The organism is Haloferax gibbonsii, assembly GCF_001190965.1.
GTDB lineage: Archaea > Halobacteriota > Halobacteria > Halobacteriales > Haloferacaceae > Haloferax > Haloferax gibbonsii.
Genome location: NZ_CP011948.1, coordinates 406406 through 427864 on the forward strand (window position 1 = coordinate 406406; position 21459 = coordinate 427864).

Sequence of the window (21459 nt, forward strand, 5' to 3'; positions counted from 1 at the left end):
ACAGAACCGGCAACAGATAGCCTCAAACGCCGGTTCACTCCGGTTCGAACCGTCAGTACCCGCGCGGACGGAGCACTCCGTTTGCGTGTTGTAAATTATTAATACACCAATATAATCGCCGAGTAGAGCGTGAACGTCCCCACCGGTGACCGAACCGTGAACGCCCCGAGACCGAGCGTAATCAGACCGGCGTACGGGAGATTATCCACCTCGTCGAGCCCGGGAGGCTGTTCGCCTCACGCGGGCGACGTGGATGACGACCGGCAACACGACCGTCGTTCTCGTATCGAGAGCGAGTCGCGGGGTGACGAACGGGACGGCCGCTAAACGCTCATTTTCATATCGAGAATGGAGGCGTACAAACGCGAGTGCGGTGTCCCTCGGAGTCGGCGCTCGACCCCCATATTCAGTCGAGATTACAGGCATACATCTGTAACAAATTCATTACAGTCCTATAATTGTAATTCAATGTGCCGTCATTCGCGGTTTACGAGACGTGGAGAAGACCGCAGTGGAACCACCAGTCGGTTCTACGCTGTACCGTCCCGCGGAGTGTCGAGCGGCTTCGTGGCGCTGGCACGCTCCTGACTTCCGTCTGAGAAACGACTGCCGCTACGGCTCGCCGCGTTTACGAGACAACAACCAGCGCGACTCCGTGGCGCGCCGCGAGACCCTCGTTCGAGGTTCACGCGAGAAGTGGGCGGGGCGTCCGAAACGGTGCTTTCGAAATGTGAATCTAGAGCGTTCGTCGATAGCGGGCCCGAATACCGCCGTCCCGAGGTTACTCAGAACAGCGCGCCCGCCTGCAAGACCGCCACGAGAACGGTCAGGACGGCGACGCTGGCGACGGTGGTCGTGAAGATGGTCGTGCTGAGGTACTCGGGGGCGGTGATGCCGTCGACCGCCGTCTCGTCGGCGTACTCGATGGTGAGCGCCAGCGGGATGACCGCGGCGGGAGTGGCACACTCAAGGACGAACACCTTCGCGACGGTCGGGTCGCTGAACCCCAGCGCGAGCGCGAGTCCGAACCCGACGAGCGGCGCGACGACCAGTTTCAGCGCCGTCGGCGCGAGCGACCGCGATATCACGGACACGTTGGTCTCAGCCAGCTGGATGCCGAGGATGAGCAACATGACCGGAATCGACGCGTCGCCGACGAGTCCGACGGTCTCCATGAGCGCCGAATCGGCCGGCGGGACGAGACCGAGCGCGCGGGCGATGACGCCGGCGATGATGGCGTACAGGAGAGGGAGACGGAATATCTCCGTGACTGCGTCGAGAACTCCGCTGTCGGAGCCGTTGGACGCGATGTAGACGCCGAGGGTGTAGACCACGAGGTTCTGGATGGTGAGGTAGATGACGGCGGTCGTTCGTCCGACTTCGCCGAACGCGAACCCGGACAGCGGGATACCGACGAAGCCCGAGTTCGGGAACGCCGCCGCCAGCATGAGCGCGCCGAGGAGCGGCCCCGACTCGCCCGCGAGCCGGCCGACGCCCCACGCGATAGCAATCATGAGGAGGGCGTAGCCGACGACGCCGACGCCGAGTTTGAGCACTTCACCGCCGTCGAGGGTCGTCGTGGCGATACTGTGGAACGCCAACGCCGGGATGAGCACGTACAATCCGAGCGTGTTTATCGGCCCGACGTCGATGTCCGTCGTTCGTGCTAGGAGATAGCCGACGACGGCGACGCCGAGAATCGGGAGAATCGCGTTCGTGAACGCCCCCGTCAACGACATAGTTGGCCCCCCGAGGAGGGTCGGTTCGGCGGTCGGACGGGGTCGACTGAGACTCTGCGCTGTCGCTGTCGGCTCATGTCACTTCCATATTGCTTCTGGTATAAATAGTATCGGAGACGGTTACGTGCGGGGTCGGAGACCGTTGCCGACGAGGACGACCGACGTCAGAATTTGGACGGTCGCTTCCGAAGACACGCAGTCGGTTGTGCTTAATATATACAACTACAGTTCGAATAAAAGTCATAATCAGATGGCGAATGGCATCGGTTGGTTCGTATCGATCTCCAATAAGTAATATCTATCCTCAAATAGAATACGGAAAGCAAGTAGTAACGCCTCAATCTCGGCTATTCCACAAAATGCAAGATTATTTAGAATATTCAGATTATTCAGAATTTTCAAATTCTTCTGGATAGACCAACGATGTTTCTACAAGTATACAATTCAAATGAGAGCTGAGACCCATCGGGAGCCCTCCCTGCACCTCGGACACGCCAACTTACTTGGTTCGGGCGGCCTCGACGGCCGCGCTGAACGCGCGGGCGTTCGCTTCGATACCGTCGAACTCGCCGCAAGCGATGGCCTCGGTGTCGACGATGGAGCTCCCGACGCCGACGGCCGTCGCGCCCGCATCGAAGAACTCGCCGACGTTGTCCAGTCCGACCCCGCCGGTCGGGACGGTCGGGATGTGGCCGAGGGGGCCACCGAGCGCCGAGACGAACCCCGGTCCGAGCGTGCCGGCGGGGAACACTTTCACCATGTCCGCGCCGGCTTCGAAGGCGTTGACGGCTTCGGTCGGCGTAGAGATACCGACGAGCGAGGGCGCGCCGTAGCGGTTCGCGGTTTCGACGACGCCCTCGTCGAAGGAGGGGGTGACGATGAACTCCGCACCGGCGAGGGTCGCCGCCCGCGCCGTCGCCGCGTCGAGGACGGTCCCCGCGCCGACGGTGACCTCGTCGGCCGCGAACGACTCAGACACGGTCTCGAATCATGTCGAGGACGCCCTCGGTGTTTGCGGTTATCTCGACCGTCGAGACACCGCCGCGGCGGAGCGCATCGACCGTCTCAACTGCTGTCTCAGGGTCGGTCCCGCGGATGATTGCGACGATGCCCGACTCCGCGATTCGCTGAGCGGTGGAAGCGACCATGCTCGTAGCAGGACGGCCCACCGCTTAGCCTTCGGGGTTCGAGGGTGTACTGCAGCAAACACCGTCGGATGCAGAGGGCAAGCCGCGGCGGCCGCCCCCAAGTGGGCCGTAACTCAACGACACGGGCACACAGTTCGGACCGCGCACTTCGCTACCGACTTCGGCCCCGCGTCCTTCGTCGCCGAATTTGCTCACGCGACCACTGGCTCTCAAGTGGAACGTCCCCTTCGGGGCACGTAGGGCGACCCGTGATCCGATCGTCGACAGACAGACACCGATATTCGAGACTATGTTCCAAACTAGAGAACGTCGTTTAAAAGATGGCGTCGTCGGTCCTCTATAGGCGCTTCACGGCCAGTTGTGAGTTCGAACGAGATTTTCCATACAATACTACGACTGTAATGGTTTGGTTCAGAAACGGGGTTATTCAGACCTGACACGGAGGATATCAGCGTGGCTTCGGGACACGTCATTCTGAAATCAAGAATACCTTATTAATTTCTAACCACCGGTGTTCGGTTCGATAAACGGCTCGAACCAATGATACCCGAACACAGACACGGCTGACAGCACCACGCCATCCGATGGGAGGGGAAGAGTGTATACTCGTTCTAACATCCATATCAGAGTTCACGTTTACGGATGTACAACGTAACTACATTTTTCAGCATCAACCGACATCTTCTGCCAGTTCGTTGCAGGTGGTTCCGCCGAGTCGACGACCCGGGACGAATCTATTCTGTGATTCAGAACGTGAGCGTTCGTCACCCGGACTGCGGAGACAACGTGTGGTGTGGGACACCACAGAACATAATTTTATTAGATTTGGTTATAAACCAGGGTTCGAATGCAGTACCACCAGCTTGAGGTGTCGGGAGAGCGCTGTCTCACGGCAACTCGCGACTCCACGACGTACGACCTCACGAGCGCCGACGAGGATCTCCGGACGTTCGGGGATTTGGCTCGGGTGGCCGGTATCGCCCGAATCCCAATCGACCGACTCGCCGCCGAACTCTCCGAAAACGCCGATGTCGTCGACGAGAAGTTCGTCGACCAGCACACGACCGTCCCAGTTGACGCCGAAGAAGTCTGGGCGGCGGGCGTCACCTACCAGATCAGCGAGCAGGCGCGCGAAGAAGAGAGTTCCATGCCGGACATGTACTACGACGTGTACGATGCCGACCGGCCGGAGATTTTCTTCAAGGCTACACCGTCTCGGACGGTCGAACCGGGCGACGCCATCGGCGTCAGGGACGACTCCGAGTGGGACGTTCCCGAACCCGAACTCGGTATCGTCCTCCGGCGTGGCGAAATCGTCGGGTATACTGTTGGCAACGACGTGAGCAGTCGGTCGATTGAGGGCGAAAACCCGCTGTACCTGCCGCAGGCGAAGGTCTACGACCGCTGTTGTTCGCTCGGGCCGTGCGTGGTCACGCCCGATGACATCGACGACCCCCACGAGTTGGAGATGAGCATGACTATCGAGCGTGACGGCGAGGTCATCTACGACGACGCCACGAACACCAGCGAGATGGTCCGCAGTTGCGAGGAACTCGTGTCGTACTTCACGCGCCACAACACGGTCCCCGAACTTGCGGTCATCCTCACGGGTACCTCGCTCGTCCCCGAACAGCCGTTCGACCTCCAAGAAGGCGACCGCGTCGACATCACCGTCGAAGATATCGGCACCCTCTCGAACGGCGTCACCACCGTATGAACTCCACACCCACCGACAGCCTCGAAGAGTTCAGTCTGCCGACGGGGTGGACCGACGGAGACCGATAGAGGCATCGATGGCGTCGCCGCTCCCCGTCGGAGTCGAACCGTAGTTCCGACTCCCGCCTTCACCGACGAATCTCACCGACGCGTCGCTCGCGTCTCGCTCCGCGAAAACACTACTACTGTTCAGCCGCCGCCGCCTCTAACGACGGTTCCTCTTGAGCGAGAATGTTGATGCCGTCCGATTGCCGAAAGAGATGCAGCCGCTCCTCGTCGAAGGCGAGCGATAGCTCCTGGTTCGTGTCGGGTTTGACGTCTCCGGGCACGCGGACCCAACACTCCTCGCCCTCGATGTCGAAGTGGAGATAGTTGTCCGACCCCACCGGCTCGCGGACGTCGAGGTACGCTCGAACCGCGTTGGGTTCGTCGCTGTCTGTGAGGGTGATGTTCTCGGGGCGGATACCGAGCACGAACTCGTCCACTCCGTCGGCGTACTGTTCGATGTGTTCGAGGACCCTCTCGGAGAGGTCGTAACTGAAGCCGTCGGCGACCAGCGACGTGCCCGACAGCCGCACTTCGAACTGGTTCATCGGCGGGTTCCCGACGAAGTCGCCCACGAACAGGTTCCGAGGTTCGTTGTATATCTCCTCGGGCGTCCCTATCTGCTGGAGTTCGCCGCCGTCGACGACAGCGATGCGGTCGGACATCGTCATCGCCTCCTCCTGGTCGTGCGTGACGTACACCGTCGTCGTCCCGAGCGTGTCCTGTAACTGCTGAAGTTCCGTCCGCATGTGCAGTCTGAGCTTGGCGTCCAAGTTCGAGAGCGGCTCGTCGAACAGGAAGACGGACGGCTCGCGCACGATGGCGCGGCCCGTGGCGATGCGCTGTTGCTGACCGCCAGAGAGGTTCCCGGGATGCTTGTCCAGTTGGTCCGTGACACCCATCATCTCCGCCGCCTCCATCACCCGTCGGTTGATCTCGTCTTCGGGGAGGTCGGTCGTCAACTGCAACCCGTAGCTCATGTTCTTCCGCGCGGTCATGTGCGGGTACAGCGCGTAGTTCTGAAACACCATTGCGACGTCGCGGTCCTGCGGCTGTACGCCGTTGACGACCCGGTCTCCGATACGTATCGTCCCCTCTGTGATATCTTCCAGACCCGCAATCATACGGAGCAACGTCGACTTGCCCGAACCCGAGGGACCGACGATAGTCAGAAACTCCCCGTCTTCTATCTCGAAGCTGATGTCGTCGACAGCGACGATATCCGAGTCGCCGCCGTAGACTTTCCGCACGTTTTCGATGCTAACAGTACCCATAGTGCGTGGGTTGCCAAGAGAACTAATAATAGTTGTGGTTACTTCCGGTCAAGGCTGCATCATTGGGGTACGCGAGCGCATTCTGAACGGAACTCTCCGCACCGCCACGACGGGCAGACGAACGGGTGATGTGTCCGGCTTCATCTACCGGCAGTATTAGTCACGGAAAATAGTTTAATCCGTACCCCAGCATGTACATGTGACACATGGTTCGAGAAGCTATCACTAGCAGTACCCGTCGGAAGTTTATCAAATCTGCCGGAGTCGCGGGGACCGTCGCACTCGCAGGCTGTGCCGGCAACGGCGACAACGGTGGAGACAGCGGAAGCGGCAGCGGTAACGGTGACAACAGCGACGGCGGCAGTACCGGCAACACGGGAAGCGAGTCCTACGAAATCACCTTCTGGGAGCTGTTCAGCGGTGGCGAAGGCCCGATCATGGAGAGCATCGTCAACAAGTTCAACGAGGAACAGCCGCTCGACACGGACGCGGAGGTGACCATCAATCGACAACGAACGCCGTGGAACGAGTACTACAACAAGCTGTTCACCGCCCTCTCCGGTGGGGAGGCACCCGACATGGCCATCATGCACGCCGCGTATCTGCGGGCGTGGAGCGGAGGTGTCGACTCGATCGGTACCTACGCCGATACGGCGTCGATCAAGAGCGATTACACCGCGAGCCACTGGGACCTCGTCACCGTCGACGGCAACGTGAACGCGCTGCCGATGGACATGCATCCCCTCGGCGTGTACTACAACAAGGACCTGTTCGAGCAGGCCGGCCTGGACCCAGAGAGCCCACCGACGAACTGGGAGGAGTTCCAGCAAGCGGGTAACGCGGTCGTCGAGAATACTGACGCCCACGCGTTCACGCAGTCGCCGTACAACGACGGGTTCGGTTCGTACCGCGTGTGGAGTAGTTGGGTCAAACAGCAGGGTGGGAGCCTGTACGACGAGGAGTGGAACCCGACGTTCGACAACGAGGCCGGCCAGAACGTCGCCCAGTTGTTCTCCGACATGACGGGCGAGATGGGCTGGTCGAAGCCTACGAGCGAGGCCAACTGGGGGAACAACGCCTTCCAGAACGGGACGTGCGCGATGGCGATGAACGGGACATGGTACGTGGCGGCCTTAGCGAACGTCGACGGACTCAACTGGGGCTTCTTCGAGCCGACCGTCGCCCCGAACAAACAGCAGGATAAAGTCTGGGCGGACGGCCACTCCATCGTCCTCCCGAAGAAGCAGGGTCGGAGTGACGCCAAGTCCGAGATCGCCGCTGAAGTCGCCCACTGGATGACGACGCAGAACCCCTCGTGGGGTGCCGAAGCCGGTCACCTGCCCGCCGCGAACAGCATCTACGAGTCCGACGCCTTCCAGAACAGCCCGTACTACGACAAGACGCTCAACAAGTACGTCGAGATGGCCGAAGACGGCGACTACTTCTACCACCCGAAGGTCCCGAACGGCGACCCGAACGCGCAGAACTGGTACACGTGGCTCGTCGACATCTGGGCGCAGAACTCTGAGCCACAGGAAGCCATCGATTCCGGAATCCAGACGGTCTCCAACGGCATCTCGGAGTAATCGAAGATGGGGATAACAGAACGCATTATGGGAGGTGAGAACGCGACGAACAGCAAGACAGTCATGGGTCTCCGCAAGGAGACCATCGAGGGCGTCCTGTGGTCGATTCCGTACCTCGCCGTGTTCACGGTGTTCCTCATCTGGCCGGCCCTGAAGGGGCTCTACATGAGCTTCCACACGTACCCGAACAAGTTCGACCTCACCCAGACGGAGTGGGTCGGCCTCCAGAACTACGTGGAACTGTTCCGCGACCCGGTGTTTTACAACGCCATGGAGGGCACGCTCCTCTTCGTCGCCATCTCGGTTCCAGCGCTGGTCATCCTCGGGCTGATAATGGCGCTCGGCGTGAACCGAGACGTAGCCGGAAAGCGTACGCTCCGGGCCATCTACTTCAGCCCGTACGTCCTCACCGTCGCCGTCGTGACGCTGGTCTGGGGACAGATGTACTCCCAGAGCTACGGCCTGATAAACTACTATCTCGGCTTCTTCATCGACAACCCGCCGGGATGGCTCACGTCGCCGGACCTCGTCATGGCGGCGCTCGCGTTCATGACCGTCTGGTGGCTGGTCGGGTTCAACTTCGTCATCTTCCTGGCGGCCCGACAGAGCATCCCCGAACGGCTCTACGAGGCCGCACGCCTCGACGGTGCGACCGGCTGGCGGGCCTTCAAGGATATCACGCTCCCCCAGATGCGAAACTCGGTCGTGTTCGTGGTCATGGTACAGTTCATCCTCCAGTTCCAGGTGTTCGCACAGCCGTACGTGATGACGCAGGGCGGCCCGAAGGACACCTCGGACACGCTCGTCTACTATCTGTACCGGAGCGCCTTCTCCCAACAGCAGTTCGGCTACGGCGCGGCGATGGGGTACGTGCTGGTCGCAATCCTCATCATTATCGCAATCGTGAACTTCAAAGTAATCGGTGACTCAAATGACTGAAACGACATCGCAGAGCTCGATACGCGCGCGGCTCAACGGCGACACGGTTCGGAACGTGTTGCTTCACGCGTTCCTCTACGGCCTCGCCGTTCTCATGGCGGTCCCGTACCTGTACACGCTCTCTCGGTCCTTCCAGCCGACCGAGCTGTTGCGCGACCCGCGACCCTACTGGATACCGCCGCTCGCGGGCGAGCCGATAACGCTCGAACACTACCAGTACCTACTGAACAACACGCTCGTCGTGGAGTGGACCATCAACACCTTCATCATCGCCGCCGGTGCGACGCTGCTCATCGTCGTCATCGACTCGATGGTCGCGTTCTCGCTCACGCGGCTCGACTGGCCCGGACAGGGGCTGGTTATGGGGGTTATCCTCGCGAGCTTCATGGTTCCGTACTACATGAACATCGTTCCGCTGTACCAAATCGTCTCGGACCTCGGCCTCATCAACTCCTACTGGGGTGTGATACTGCCGGCCGTGGCCAGTCCGCTCGGCGTGTTCCTCCTCTACCAGTTCTTCAAGGACATTCCGGTCGAGTACGAGGAGGCGGCGAGGCTCGACGGGTTCACCACGTTCCAGGTGTACACCCGCATCATCCTCCCGCTCGCGAAGCCGATTCTCTCGGCGCTAGCGCTGTTCATGTTCGTCTACAACTGGAACGCGTTCCTCTGGCCGCTGCTCGTGCTGTCGAACGAGACGGCGTACACGCTTCCCATCGGACTGGTGAACCTCTATCAGGGGAACATCGACACGCCCGGGCTCCACATGGCCGTCGCGATTCTGGGGTCCTTGCCGCTGTTCATCATCTACCTCATCTTCCAGGGACAGATCGTGCGAGCAGTGCAGATGCAGGGCGCGACGGGATGAGCGAGTCAGCGGACGGCACCGTCGGCGTCCACCGCGCGCTCGTCGCCGCGGTCCGAACGGTTTTCCATCACCCGGTTCAGATGGTCGCCATCAGCGTCGGCTGGGTACTCGCATCGATCCCCCTGGTCACGCTCGGCCCGGCGACGTTGGGCGTCTACAGCGCCGTCGCCTCCGTCCGCGAACAGGGTCACATCGACCGCGACGCCGTCAGAGCGACGCTCTCGAACTACTGGCTCGACGCGTTCCTCTTCAGCGGGCTCATGGTGGCGTTCCCGGCTCTCGCCGTCTTCTATCTCGGCCGGTTCGCTGCCTCCGGGTCGGCGCTCGCGGGCGTTCTCGGGATGGTCGGGTTCTATCTCGCGTACCACGCGTGGGTCGTCTTCGCGCTGGCATTCGTCGCGCTCGCGCAGGGTGACGACGCGTTCGACGCTGTCACCGACGGATACCGGTGGTCCGTCGAGCGGCCGGTGGCGACGGTACTGGTCGGTGTCGTGACCGCGACGCTACTCGTCGTGTGTTCGGTGTTGACGGTCGCACTCCCGCTCGTGTTTCCCGCGCTCGTGGCCGCGTTCCACACGGAACTGGCCGCCCAGACGCGCGACCGAAAAGAGGACGCGGCCGACGCAGCGGACTCGACCGCTCCGACCGACCGCCCAGTCTCCGGTGAGAGTCTGCGAAACGATTTCTCCGCGACGTTTCGACGGTGACGCTACGTCCCGTCGTCGAGTTTTAGCGACTGGACGCCGTAACTGATCTCACAGAGGTTCGGCCCGTCCGCGACCGACGTGAGCTGCAGTAGCTCATCTCCGTGGCGTGAGGGCAGCAGCGGTGTCGTCCAACCGACGAACGCCCGACCGCCGAGGTCGCCCTCCGTCTCGAACGACAGTGGGGCGTCGACCGCCTCCCAGTCGCCGCTCCCGTCGAGGTTCGAGTTCGCGAGCACGACCTCGCCGTTCCCCTCCGCGAGCTCGCGGTTCCCGTCGACGAGCTGTTTTCCGGACACGAGTATCGTCCCGTCTTTGCCGCCGGCGCGGGTCCACGTCACGTACGGGCCGTTGATGAACCGCCGGCCGTCGGCGGTCGAGACGAGGGTTCCCGCGTCCGTCGGGTCGCCCCAGTCGCGCCCGTCGGGCGAGGTCTTGACGTGGACCTCGCCGTACAGGTAGTCCGGCCCGATGACCTCGTAGCTCATCATGTACGTGCCGTTGGGCAGCGGGGTGACGGTGGGCATCCCCGGGCGCGTCGTCTCGTCCGGAATGGCCGCGACGAACTGCTCGTCGCCCCACGACCGGCCGCCGTCCTCGGAGGCCTTGTACGCGACCAGCTGATTGTAGTCGTCGTCGCTCCCCATCCGCTCGTCGGCGAAGTAACAGACGAGATTCCCGTCGTCGTCCAGCCCAAGCTCCGGCTCCCAGACGGGGCTGTTCCCGTCGTAGGGGACGGCCTTGCCGCCCGTGACGACGGTGCTCACGAACTCCCAAGACGCCCCGCGGTCTGTGCTGGCGTACAGGTCGATGCTCGTCTCGCCGAGTTCGCCGACCTCGCCCTCGGGGACGTCTTCGGGGTCGTCGAGGATCGGGATGGAGTTCCCGGCGGCGAGGACCGTTCCGGCCGGCCACGGACCGACCGCGTGCGGGAGTTCGAACAGGGTCGGCTGGTATCGAAGCCCCCAGCCCTTCCCGCTCGTGTCGTGAATCTCGGAGAACTTCGACCAGGTTCGTCCCCCGTCAGTACTCCGGTAGACGGGGAAATACGGCTCCGACCCGCCGCTCATCGACGGGTAGAACTCGAACGTCGCGAGCAACTGCTTCTCGCCGCCCTTTCCCGACCCGTGTTTCAGTCGCGTGACTCGGGGATACAGCGACCCGGGAACGGGCGCGTCCGACGGGGGCGAGTACAGCGTTCCTTCGACGTCTGTCTGTTCGTCGTCGCGGCCGCTGCCCGCGATAACGCCGGTGGACCCGACTGCTGCGGCCCCCACGGCTCCGACCGCGGCGAGGTACTTCCGGCGGCTGTGCTGGCGGATGGAATCGCGTTCGCTCATGACGCTGCTATGTGTTCACACGACACCATAATAACTGTATCCCCGCTGTCAACTCGAAAAAGAACGACGGCGGCTCCGTTACTCCGTCAGGGTCAGGCCGACGACGGACGCCGGCGGCGCTTCGAACGTGATAGTTCCGTCGCCCTCGTCGGTGACTGCCAGGTTGCTGGCCTCGAACGACTCCGCGTTCTCCTTCGTCGAGTACTCCCGGATGTCGTTCCCCTCGAACAGGACGGTGGCCGAGGACACCGAGTACGCCGACGACCCGACGTCGACGGTGAGCAGTTCGGCCTCGTCGTGGCGGCGGTTCGAGGCCGTGACGAACAGCTCTCCGTCGCCTTCAGAAGCCGACGCCGAGACCATCGGGACGTCGTGGTCCTCGCCGTCGATTTCGCGTTGCTCCGTGTCGACGCTCGTTTCGAGCGCCGTCTGGCCGACGTGGTTCTCGTACAGGTCGAAGACGTGGTACGTCGGCGTCCGCCAGGCGTCCTCCTCGTCGGTCTGGACGAGGCACTGCAGGACGTTGACGAGCTGTGCGATGTTCGCCATCGAGACGACGTCGGCCCGCGCGTGGATGAGGTCGAGCACGCCGGCGGTCGTCAGCGCGTCTCGGACCGTGTTTTCCTGCTCCAGTCCGTTGTCGCTTCTCGCCTCGGGATGCCACACGCCCCACTCGTCGACGATGATTCCGATTTCTCCCTCCGGAACGTACTCCGAAATCGTCTCGGCGGCTCGGTCGATGTCGCCACCGACCTTCTGTGCGCGCGCGAAAATCTTGTAGTACTGCTCGTCGGTGAAGTCGGTGTCACCGCCCGCCTGATAGTAGCGGTGGACGGAGAAGTGGTCCATCAGGTTGAACGGCGACCCCATGCCGAGGAACGAACCGGGGCCGAACTCCATCCCGCCGTTGAGGCTGTCGAAGAAGACCTTGTTCCAGTCGTCCGTGAGGTGCCCGCAGGCGATGAATTCGGTCGAGTCCTCGTTCATCAGCTTGTCGAAGCCGTTGAAGTAGTTCGCGAACCGGCGGTACTCGTCGGCGTACTCGTCCGGCGCGAACCGACCGCCACAGCCCCAGTTCTCGTTCCCGATGCCCCAGTACTTCACCCCGTACGGCTCTTCTTGCCCGTTCTCTCGCCGCCTGTCGGCGAGTTCCGTGTCGCCGCCGTAGTTGCAGTATTCGATCCAGTCGAGCGCCTCCTGCGGCGTCGACGACCCGACGTTGACCGCGATGTACGGGTCCGTGTCGAGGAGTTGGCAGAGTCGGAGGAACTCGTCTGTCCCGAACTCGTTGGACTCCTCGGGGACGTTTTCTCGCCCCTGCGTCCACCACAGGTTCCGTCGGCGAGGACGGTCCTCTCGCGGGCCGACACCGTCTTCCCAGTGGTAATCGTCGGCGAAGCAGCCACCCGGCCAACGGAGCACCGGCATGTTCAGTCCGCGGAGCAGCGAGACGGTGTCCATTCGGATGCCGTCCTCGGTCTCGACTCTATCGTCGTCGCCGACCCAGAGACCGCCGTAGATACACCGTCCGAGGTGTTCGGCGAAGTGACCGTAGATGTTCTCCGAGATGTGGTCTATCGGCTCCTGACTGCTAACGCGTACTTCACTCTGCATACGTTCTCTCATCAGTACCCGGTTAAATAACTATTGTGCCTTGTTCCCTGTTTGCACGAGGTCAGATGCCGAACCATCCAGTTAAGCGATGGGCGCAGGTCGAAGCGCTGGTGCCTCAAGTCCGTCAGTAACGCGTTCATTGCGATCTCTCAAAGGTTCCCTATTTCAGAACGAGTGAATATCGTTCCGCGCACAATGATTACAAACCTAAATGTGTAATCTACATCAGGGTAGCAGCGGATACTCTACGAAACCGGTCTCTCCGGGCGGGTTCGAGGAATCCGGCATGTTGTTCCGGCATACTGAACAGCATCAAATAACTCGTGGGCATAGTAGTGAATAGTTAGTTCCGTTAGCTCGGCGACGTTGGCCGTATCCGGCACTCCGTCCGGAGAGTTCCCCGTGAAATCTATCGCCGCTGGCGCGACCGGCCGACGCCGAAATACGACCCGTTCCCAGAACACTATCGGGCCGATTTAACAGAGAGTTCGATACGGCGGGCCTTCCGGGCGTTCGTCCTCGATCGCGCATCCGAGTTCACGGAGACAGTAGTTCCGTCCCTGTAATTGTCTCCAGACTGCAACACGGACTGTGTTCCTGGAGCGTCGTCAGACGGGGTCAGTCTGCGCTTTTGCTTACGGAGAGGGAGGTGGCCGACTCAGTGACACTACACTCCTGCGTTTCAACCCGTACACCTGAGCAAGTTTTGCTAATTTTTCTGGTATTGAGAACAATATCTCGGTTGGGGGAAACGCGAAAGCGGGGTCATCGCGTAAGCTCAGGTAGAAGTCGGAATGTCCAACTGGTCGGTGACCCGTGGCTTCCAAGCGTACACAAGAGTTCTAACTCGGGAGGCGAGATTCGCGGTTAAAGTTATCAAAGCTAGATGAAAAATGATGGCAGCGGGTGGTGTGTTGAGCTCGACGTAGTAGTGCTGTCAGGTGTTCATGAGCGTCGACCGGGACAGACCTACTCCGCCCATAACGCCACGTCTATGACATGACTGATACGTTAGCCTCGTTGGTCGGTTACGCTATCGACCATGTGACTCGACGATTGACCCCCACATTACGTTTTCTTTCTCTGCAAATCTTAACAGCGGAACTAAACGCGACCGCTCTCCGAGAGATGTCGACAATCGTCGTAGTAAGGGTTAAGTGACTATCGAATGGCTAAGGAAATGCATGCGTTGCCCAAAGTGTAGTCACAGCCTCGCCGTCTACGATTCGTTTTACGACGTCGCCTTCGTCTGCGACTCGTGTGGATACGTCGTCCCGCGCGGAGCAGATTGAGAAGACGGATGAACCGATAGAGAATCAACAATACGAGCGTCTGTTGGGAGAATCAAACTCGACCGCCGGTGGCGCGTTCACAGCCCCGGAGGATGGGTGGGACACCACCGCTCGGGAATAGATATAGCGCTATACACTTTATTGGAAGCTTTGGGCCGCCCGTGAGCCGAGAACGGCAGTACAGGCGCGAAGTCCACCTCACCACAAATCCCAGCGTTCAGCGGGAGTCAGCAAGCCGCCAGGTGTTGTAAAGTAGTCCGGCGAAACGAAGCGACCCCCGCAATCAGTCGCTGCCGCTGTCGGCGCTGCCAGCGCCTGCGTCCGGAGTCCGCAGCACGTCCGGGTCGGCATCCGGTCCGAGCGGTTCGACGCGCACGCTCGACACTTTGTACTCCGGGATTCCGGCCTGCGGGTCGAAGGTCTCCTGAGTGAGTTTGTTGACCGCACCGGCCGCGAAGTGCATCGGGATGAAGAGCGTCCCGTCGCCGACGCGGTCGGTCACCACGGCTTTGACGACGATGTCACCACGGCGGGACTCGACCTTGACGTACTCGTCGTCCGCGACGCCGAGTTCCGCGGCGGTCGTCGGATTGATTTCGACGAAGCTCTCGCCGACGTGGCTCATAAGCCCCTCGACACGTCGAGTAATCTGTCCGGTGTGCCAGTGGTAGAGGACCCGGCCGGACGTGAGCGTGAGGGGGTACTCCTCGTCCGGTAGTTCACCGGGATGGCCGCCGTCTGCCGGCACGAAGCGGGCGAGACCGTCGTCGAAGTTGAACGCTCCCTCCTCGTAGTCGTAGAGATACGGCGTGCCGGGATGGTCTTCGTCCCAGCAGGGCCACTGGAGTCCGTGCTCGTCGCCCGATTCGAGACGCTCGTAACTGACGCCACCATAGATGGGAGTCAGGTCGCTGATCTCGTCCATGACTTCCCGCGGGTGGTCGTAGCCCCAGTCGTAGCCCAGCCTGGCCGCCAGTTCCTGCGTTATCACCCAGTCCTGGCGTGCCTTTCCGGGCGGCTCCGCGGACGCTCGAACCCGCTGAACCCGACGTTCGGTGTTGGTGAAGGTGCCGTGTTTCTCCGGCGAGGTCGCCGCCGGCAGAACCACGTCCGCGTGCTCTGCGGTCTCCGTCATGAAGATGTCCTGTACGACGAGGAAGTCCAAGCTATCGAGCGCCTCACCGGCGTGCTGGATATCGGGTTCCGAGAGCGCGGGGTTCTCCCCGACGATGTACATTCCGCGGAGATTGCCTTCGTGGGCCTCGCTGAGCATCTCCGGGACTTTGAGTCCGGGTTCTGCCGGCGGACGTTCGCCCCACACCTCGGCGAACTTCTCGCCGACCTCGTCGTCGGCCGGGTCTTGGTACCCGGGGAGACTGCCGGGCAGGGTACCCATGTCGCCGCCGCCGCCCTGCACGTTGTTCTGGCCCCGGAAGGGAGAGAGTCCGGCACCCGGTTTCCCGACCTGCCCGAGCGTGAGCGCGAGGTCGGCCATCGCGAGGAGGTTTTCCGTCCCGTGGCTGGATTGGGTCATCCCCATCGCCCAGCCGAAGACGACGTTCTCGGCGTCGGCGAGCGTCTCGGCGGCCGACTGCAGTTCTGCCGGTGGGACGCCGGCCAGTTCCTCGACTTTCTCGGGTGTGAACGCCTGGACCTTCTGCTCGACCTCCTCGAACCCTTTCGTATTCCGTTCGATGAACGTCTCGTCGTGCAGGTCGTGTTCGATGAGGTATCGGATGAGTCCGTTGAGCCACGCCACGTCGTAACCGGGCGTCGTCCGCGTGTACTGGTCGGCGTGTTCGGCGATGCCGATTTTCCGGGGGTCGAACACAACGAGGTCTGCTCCGTCGCGGACGTTCTGCTTGATTCGGGTCGCCAACACCGGATGCGACTCGGTCGTGTTCGACCCGCTGATGAGGTAGGCGTCGGCCTCGCCGATGTCCTCGTTGATGCGGTTCGTCATCGCCCCGTAGCCGAGCGTCTGTTGGAGCGCCGCCACCGTCGACGAGTGACAGAGCCGGGCGCAGTTGTCGATGTTCTTCGTGCCGAGCACCTGCCGCGCGAACTTCTGGACGAGATACGCCTCCTCGTTGCTCCCCTTCGACGACGCGAGGCAACTAACCGCGTCGACGCCGTGTTCGTCCTGAATCCCGCGGAGTTCGCTGGCGACGTGGTCGAGCGCCTCGTCCCACGAGGCCGCCTCGAACTCGCCGTCCTCGTTTCGAATCAGTGGCTTCGTGAGCCGCTTCTTGCTGTTGGCGAACTCGTGTCCGAACTTCCCCTTCACGCACGTCGAGAAGTTGTTGGCCGGTGCGTTGTCCGGGTCGTCGACGGGTTGGACGCCGAGGGCGTTGCCGTCTTTGCCCCACATCTCGAACCGACAGCCGACCGCACAGAACCCACACGTCGTCTCCGCTTTGTCGACCTTGCTCAACCGGTAGTCGCTGACGAGCGACGCGATGTCGAATAGCCGACCCTCTGGCAGCGTCTGCGCCGCGATGTTCTCGGCGGTGTGTTCGCCCGCGAGTACGGCCTTCCGACCGTATTTTCCGAGGAAGTCGGACGCCCGGCGTTTGCTCTGAGCCATATAGCGGGCGACACCGCTTTGCACCTCCTGTCTTGCGTTGGCTTCGTCCCCAACGCTCCCTGCACCGCCGGGAGCGGGCGAACGGTTCGGTGCCGTCGTGTCGTCGAGCGTCTCTACCTCCTCGTGTTCGATGACGGTCCCGACGGAGTTCCGCTGTGTGAACCCCGGCAGCGGGAGCGTTCCGGCACCGCCGATATCCTTCTCGGTCAGCGCGCCGGTCGGACAGACCGTCGCACAGTGCCCGCAGGAGACGCAGTCGGAGTCGGCCATCGTCTCGGCGTCGGACTGGAACCCGATTCGGGTGTCCGCTCCGGAGCCCTCGATACGGAGCACTCCTTCGACCTGAACGTCGTTACAGCCCTCGACGCACCGGTTACAGAGGATGCACTTGTTGCGGTCGATCTGAATGAACGAGGAGCTGTCGTCGAGCGGTTCGTATTCGCTGCGCTCGTCGAAGACGCCGTAGCGCGGGTGGTCGACCCCCTCGCTGATGGCCGTCTCCTGTAGTTCACAGCGCCCGTTCCCGTTACAGGTGGTACAGCGCAGATTGTGATTAGAGAGGACGAGGTCGAGGTTGACGCTCCGGCACTCCTCGGCGGTCGCCGTGTCGGTCTCGACCGTCAGCCCGTCCTCAGCCGGGAACGAACAGGAGGGGACGACCCCGTGTTCGTCCGTTTCGACCATGCAGGTTCGGCACTCGCTCCGAGGGCCGATTTCGTCGCTCGCGTCGCCTTCGCGGTCGTAGTAGCAGAGCGCCGGAACGTCGGCGTCCTCGTCGAGGCTGTCGGCACCGGGGTCCACGCTCACTATCTCGTCGTCGACGGCCTGCATGGCGTCGATGACGGTCGACCCCGGTGGAACGGTGACCTGCGCTCCGTTAACCGTGATTGTCGTCGGATTCTCGCCGTCGGTTCCGACGGGTGGGTCGTTCGCGGTCCCGGTCTCGAACTCCGCCGTGACCGGTGTCTCGTGCTGCGGGTCGTCTATCTCCGGAACGCCCGGGAGTGGGTCGTCAGTACTCATAGTTTGTCAGTACAGGTGCCGCTCGGACAGCGGCCGTCAGCATGTGCTTCGAAACTCGATTCGAACTCGTCCATCGCAGTCAGTACCGGACGCGGTGCGTGGGCACCGAGCAGGCAGTTGCTCGACTGAGCCATGACCCGGCCGAGTTCGCGTATCTTCCCCCGGTCGAACGAGCCTCGGTAGACCGCTCGCAACAGCTCGGTGAGTTGAACGGTCCCTTCCCGTCCCGGAACGCACCGCCCGCTGTTGGCTTCCGAGGCAAAGCGCGCTCGGTCTCCGGCAGTCGCGACCGCACACCGCTCATCGTTCAACAGTTCGACGACGCCCTCCGTTCCGAGGCCAGCCGCAGTCAGTCCGGCGACGGTTGGCGCGATGTCCAGCGTCCGGGTGACTCCGCCAAAAACCCCGCCGACGCAGGCCATCTTGAACGAACCCTCCAGTTCGACGGCGTTCCGAACCGCCGAGAGGTGGGCGTCAGAGTCCAACTCTATCGTCGCGGGAGCGGTCACGTCGCCGGTGACAGTCAGCAGTCGCGTCGCCGATTCAGACTCGTCTCGATTGGTATCATCCGAGTCCGAGAGCGCGAGATGGATATGGGCGAAGGTCCGCGGCGTGTGGATGACCGTGGGGCGACCGTAGAGCCCGTACTCGGCCGGCGACGGTGGCTGGAGACGGGGCTCGATTCTATCCGCACCCTCTATCGCTTCGAGCGCCGCCGTCGGTTCGCCGGCACGGTATTCGTCCGGGCCTTCGACGAGCACCGGAACGACCGGTAGTTCGTCCGCGGCGGCCGCAATGGCCTGCTGAAGACGTTCCCGGAGTTCGGTGTCGGTCTCTGCGAGGTGGATGACCGCATCGGTCGTATCGAGGTACTCGGCGACGGCCGCCACGCCGTCGAGCACCGACATCGGCGACCCGGCGAGGAGCGTTTGGTCCGCCCGCTGCCGGTCGTCCGCGTCGTTTGCGTTCACGACGACGACTGGGTCGCCGTCGGTCTCTCGTGCGCGTCGCCAGGCGTCCTCGACCGGTTCGTCGGCGGTGGCATCTCCTCTGCCTCGACCGACGAGCCCAGCGTTCGCGATTGCGCCCGCGTCCCTGTCGAGCGAGTGAAACTGACACGCCGTCGGGTCCAGCGGGTCGACCCACCCACAGGGACCGAGGACGCTCCGTTGCCCCACCGCGAGCGGCCCGTCCGTCGGAACCGGAAGCGTCGTCGTCTCGACGTCGTGTTCGACGACTGCCGCGGCACCGTCCGTCGGTAACTCGCCTTCCTCCATGTCGGCAACGAGGTCTCGGACCCTCGGTCCCTCCGGAGCCGGGAAGAACGCGGTCCGCCCCGCGCCGGTCGCGAGAACCAACGGGTCGTACTCGCTGATTCCGGTGGGGCCCGTTCGGAGGACCGAGACGGAGTCAGCGGTAGTGCGTGCGGTACTCAAGACACGCTCTCCGTGCTCCGTTTGCCCGGCTCCCGAGACCCGGAGTACCGGCGTTTGGAGTCCGTTTCCTGTGCGATTCATTCTCACGGATGAAGAGACACGGTAGGGTTAAAAAATCACCTCAACCCGCCCTCGTTGGAGCGTGGCCTCGACACGTTCAGTAAGCCGAACGCGAAGTCGGCTCTCGCACGGTTGGACTGGGGCAGTTTCACGGCGGGTGGTTGTTCCAGACGGAACAGCGAGCGGAGCAAAGAGCTAAGACGGCGACGTGCCGTCTACCGTGATGATGACGAACCCACGGTTCGACGACGTTCGAGAGAAGGCGGCCGATGCGACTCGCGAAGACGACGTCCTGTCCGTGTACACCGGACTCGTCCACCACGACGGTCGACACGAGTACTACTTCGCCAACGATACCGAAGAGGCGTCGGAGTTACGCGAGACTGCGGCCGTCCAACTCGGGATGCTGGTTCGGATCCTCGCGGACCGCTCCGATAGCGACGTCGAGGAGATTACCGACCTCGCGGCGGAGCGAGCCGAGAACATGCGATTGAGGTAGTCACGGGCTCTGGTACCGGGTTCGAACGCCCCGCACATCATGTAAGAAAGCAGAGTTCTTGTGGGATATCTCGGCTCGCACGTGAGATGCAGACCGCCGGCGAAGTTGGTTGTGGTACGGTCCTACGACAGTCGGTCGGACAGATAGTGCCGAGTTCGGCCGCGACCGTCGAATTCGAACTCGAGTTCCTGTGAGCGAGCGATCGAACCGGGTTCAACATAGAAAACACACATAATAATTTTTCTGATATTTTGAGAATGCGTTACTAAACTCTCCTCAAGCGTGAAGTGTCCGATATCAAGAAGACCGAATCGACCCGAGATATAAATAGCAACCGTTCGCAGAGGCCGAGTGGAGTCCGCACAATGTCTATGAACGCAGTCGTCTACAAAGGCGAACGAGAAGTCGCAGTCGAAGAAGTCGAAGAGCCCCAGATCGAACATCCAAACGACGTCGTCATCGACATCACGACGACCTGCATCTGCGGGTCCGACCTCCACATGTACGAGGGACGGACGGCCGCGGAGCCGGGAATCGTGTTCGGCCACGAGAATATGGGTATCGTCGAAGAGGTCGGCGAGGCCGTCAGTAGCCTCGAAGTCGGCGACCGCGTCGTTGCACCGTTCAACGTCGCCTGTGGCTTCTGTGAGAACTGTGAGAACGGCTACACCGGCTTCTGTACGAACGTCAATCCGGGATTCGCCGGCGGAGCGTACGGGTACGTCGCCATGGGACCCTATCAAGGAGGGCAGGCCGAGAAGCTCCGCATTCCGTACGCCGACTTCAACGCGCTCAAGCTACCGGACGGACGGGAACACGAGGACTCGTTCGCGCTGCTCGCGGACATCTTCCCGACGGGCTGGCACGGCACGGAACTCGCCAATCTCGAGGCCGGTGACTCCGTCGCTATCTACGGTGCCGGACCGGTCGGCCTGATGGCCGCCTACAGCGCCAAGCTCAAGGGCGCTGCCGAGATTTACGTCGTCGACCGCGTTCCCAGTCGCCTCGCGCTCGCCGAGGAACACTGCGACGCCACGCCCATCAACTTCGAGGAGGGCGACCCCGTCGAACAGATCAAAGAGATTCACGGCGGCGGCGTCGACAAGGGCGTCGACGCGGTCGGCTATCAGGCTATCGACCCGGACAAGGAAGCCGACTCCGCGTACGACCCCGCCCGCGAGAACCCGGCGGTCGTCATCAACAACCTCATTCGGACGGTCCGCCCGACCGGCGAGCTCGGTATCCCCGGTCTCTACGTGCCCGACGACCCCGGCGCTCCCGACGAGATGGCCGCTCAGGGTCGCCTCGGCATCGACTTCGGCCTCCTCTTCGAGAAGGGCCAAGCCCTCGGCACCGGCCAGTGTAACGTCAAGGAGTACAACCGTAAACTCCGGGACATGATAATCGAAGGCCGCGCCGACCCGAGTTGGGTCGTCTCCCACCGCGTCGGCCTCGACGACGCGCCCGAGATGTACGAGAAGTTCGACAACCGCGAAGAGGGAGTCACGAAGGTACTGCTGGAGCCCTGACGTAGCGGAGTCTCTCAACCGGCCCCCTCACCGACACTCCTTTGCCGGGGAGTCCGGTAA

Annotated in this window: 13 protein-coding genes and 1 pseudogene; 7 read left to right on the forward strand and 7 right to left on the reverse strand. The window is 62.2% G+C overall.

Annotated elements, in window-relative coordinates:
* Positions 1-785 precede the first annotated feature (785 nt).
* Together ABY42_RS16670 and ABY42_RS16675 are read right to left on the reverse strand one after the other, a co-directional pair.
* Complete coding sequence (locus tag ABY42_RS16670; RefSeq protein WP_004971734.1) at positions 786-1739, reverse strand: AEC family transporter; 954 nt, start codon at positions 1737-1739, stop codon at positions 786-788.
* A 499-nt stretch (positions 1740-2238) separates the two neighbouring features.
* A pseudogene (locus ABY42_RS16675) lies at positions 2239-2887 on the reverse strand (bifunctional 4-hydroxy-2-oxoglutarate aldolase/2-dehydro-3-deoxy-phosphogluconate aldolase).
* A gap of 847 nt (positions 2888-3734) precedes the next feature.
* On the opposite strand from ABY42_RS16675, the gene ABY42_RS16680 reads away from it, so the two are divergent.
* Positions 3735-4604, forward strand: coding sequence for a fumarylacetoacetate hydrolase family protein (locus ABY42_RS16680; protein ID WP_050460179.1), 870 nt, complete (start codon positions 3735-3737; stop codon positions 4602-4604).
* Positions 4605-4785: 181 nt separating this feature from the next.
* Here the strand turns inward: ABY42_RS16680 and ABY42_RS16685 are convergent, their stop codons facing one another.
* The gene (locus ABY42_RS16685; RefSeq protein ID WP_081605168.1) at positions 4786-5922 is read right to left on the reverse strand and encodes an ABC transporter ATP-binding protein; all 1137 of its coding nucleotides are present in this window, start codon (positions 5920-5922) and stop codon (positions 4786-4788) included.
* 206 nt (positions 5923-6128) lie between these two features.
* On the opposite strand from ABY42_RS16685, the gene ABY42_RS16690 reads away from it, so the two are divergent.
* The 4 genes from ABY42_RS16690 (at position 6129) to ABY42_RS16705 (ending at position 10022) form a co-directional block, all read left to right on the forward strand.
* A complete protein-coding gene (locus ABY42_RS16690) occupies positions 6129-7508 on the forward strand; it encodes an ABC transporter substrate-binding protein (protein WP_050460180.1) in 1380 nt (459 codons plus the stop codon).
* Between the two features lie 63 nt (positions 7509-7571).
* Positions 7572-8447, forward strand: coding sequence for a carbohydrate ABC transporter permease (locus ABY42_RS16695; protein WP_004971713.1), 876 nt, complete (start codon positions 7572-7574; stop codon positions 8445-8447).
* A complete protein-coding gene (locus ABY42_RS16700; protein WP_004971711.1) occupies positions 8440-9315 on the forward strand; it encodes a carbohydrate ABC transporter permease in 876 nt (291 codons plus the stop codon). The genes ABY42_RS16695 and ABY42_RS16700 overlap by 8 nt, the downstream gene beginning before the upstream one ends.
* Positions 9312-10022, forward strand: coding sequence for a hypothetical protein (locus tag ABY42_RS16705; protein ID WP_050460181.1), 711 nt, complete (start codon positions 9312-9314; stop codon positions 10020-10022). The genes ABY42_RS16700 and ABY42_RS16705 overlap by 4 nt, the downstream gene beginning before the upstream one ends.
* A gap of 2 nt (positions 10023-10024) precedes the next feature.
* Here the strand turns inward: ABY42_RS16705 and ABY42_RS16710 are convergent, their stop codons facing one another.
* The 4 genes from ABY42_RS16710 to ABY42_RS16725 form a co-directional block, all read right to left on the reverse strand.
* Positions 10025-11359: a sialidase family protein gene (locus ABY42_RS16710; RefSeq protein WP_050460182.1), complete on the reverse strand. Its 1335-nt coding sequence runs from the start codon at positions 11357-11359 to the stop codon at positions 10025-10027.
* 78 nt (positions 11360-11437) lie between these two features.
* Entirely contained in the window at positions 11438-12973 is a 1536-nt protein-coding gene (locus tag ABY42_RS16715) for an alpha-N-arabinofuranosidase (protein WP_050460183.1), read from the reverse strand.
* A gap of 1575 nt (positions 12974-14548) precedes the next feature.
* Positions 14549-17875, reverse strand: coding sequence for a formate dehydrogenase subunit alpha (gene fdhF, locus ABY42_RS16720; protein WP_050460184.1), 3327 nt, complete (start codon positions 17873-17875; stop codon positions 14549-14551).
* Positions 17872-19392, reverse strand: coding sequence for an NADH-ubiquinone oxidoreductase-F iron-sulfur binding region domain-containing protein (locus tag ABY42_RS16725; protein ID WP_050460185.1), 1521 nt, complete (start codon positions 19390-19392; stop codon positions 17872-17874). Before ABY42_RS16725 ends, fdhF begins: the two co-directional genes overlap by 4 nt.
* A gap of 202 nt (positions 19393-19594) precedes the next feature.
* Here ABY42_RS16725 and ABY42_RS16730 point away from each other — a divergent pair, with 202 nt between their 5' ends.
* Positions 19595-19870 carry a hypothetical protein gene (locus ABY42_RS16730; RefSeq protein WP_050460186.1) on the forward strand — a complete coding sequence of 92 codons (276 nt, stop codon included), beginning with the start codon at positions 19595-19597 and terminating at the stop codon, positions 19868-19870.
* A gap of 371 nt (positions 19871-20241) precedes the next feature.
* Positions 20242-21399: a glutathione-independent formaldehyde dehydrogenase gene (locus ABY42_RS16735; RefSeq protein ID WP_004971697.1), complete on the forward strand. Its 1158-nt coding sequence runs from the start codon at positions 20242-20244 to the stop codon at positions 21397-21399.
* Positions 21400-21459: the final 60 nt, after the last annotated feature.

What these genes read in the sequence shown, in the direction of transcription:
- ABY42_RS16695 (WP_004971713.1), top strand. Translation starts at nt 7,572, where the DNA reads ATGGGTCTCCGCAAGGAGACCATCGAGGGCGTCCTGTGGTCGATTCCG.
- ABY42_RS16705 (WP_050460181.1), top strand. Translation starts at nt 9,312, where the DNA reads ATGAGCGAGTCAGCGGACGGCACCGTCGGCGTCCACCGCGCGCTCGTC.
- ABY42_RS16690 (WP_050460180.1), top strand. Translation starts at nt 6,129, where the DNA reads ATGGTTCGAGAAGCTATCACTAGCAGTACCCGTCGGAAGTTTATCAAA.
- ABY42_RS16670 (WP_004971734.1), bottom strand. Translation starts at nt 1,739, where the DNA reads ATGTCGTTGACGGGGGCGTTCACGAACGCGATTCTCCCGATTCTCGGC.
- ABY42_RS16735 (WP_004971697.1), top strand. Translation starts at nt 20,242, where the DNA reads ATGAACGCAGTCGTCTACAAAGGCGAACGAGAAGTCGCAGTCGAAGAA.
- ABY42_RS16700 (WP_004971711.1), top strand. Translation starts at nt 8,440, where the DNA reads ATGACTGAAACGACATCGCAGAGCTCGATACGCGCGCGGCTCAACGGC.
- fdhF (WP_050460184.1), bottom strand. Translation starts at nt 17,875, where the DNA reads ATGAGTACTGACGACCCACTCCCGGGCGTTCCGGAGATAGACGACCCG.
- ABY42_RS16680 (WP_050460179.1), top strand. Translation starts at nt 3,735, where the DNA reads ATGCAGTACCACCAGCTTGAGGTGTCGGGAGAGCGCTGTCTCACGGCA.
- ABY42_RS16715 (WP_050460183.1), bottom strand. Translation starts at nt 12,973, where the DNA reads ATGCAGAGTGAAGTACGCGTTAGCAGTCAGGAGCCGATAGACCACATC.
- ABY42_RS16730 (WP_050460186.1), top strand. Translation starts at nt 19,595, where the DNA reads ATGATGACGAACCCACGGTTCGACGACGTTCGAGAGAAGGCGGCCGAT.
- ABY42_RS16710 (WP_050460182.1), bottom strand. Translation starts at nt 11,359, where the DNA reads ATGAGCGAACGCGATTCCATCCGCCAGCACAGCCGCCGGAAGTACCTC.
- ABY42_RS16685 (WP_081605168.1), bottom strand. Translation starts at nt 5,922, where the DNA reads ATGGGTACTGTTAGCATCGAAAACGTGCGGAAAGTCTACGGCGGCGAC.
- ABY42_RS16725 (WP_050460185.1), bottom strand. Translation starts at nt 19,392, where the DNA reads ATGAATCGCACAGGAAACGGACTCCAAACGCCGGTACTCCGGGTCTCG.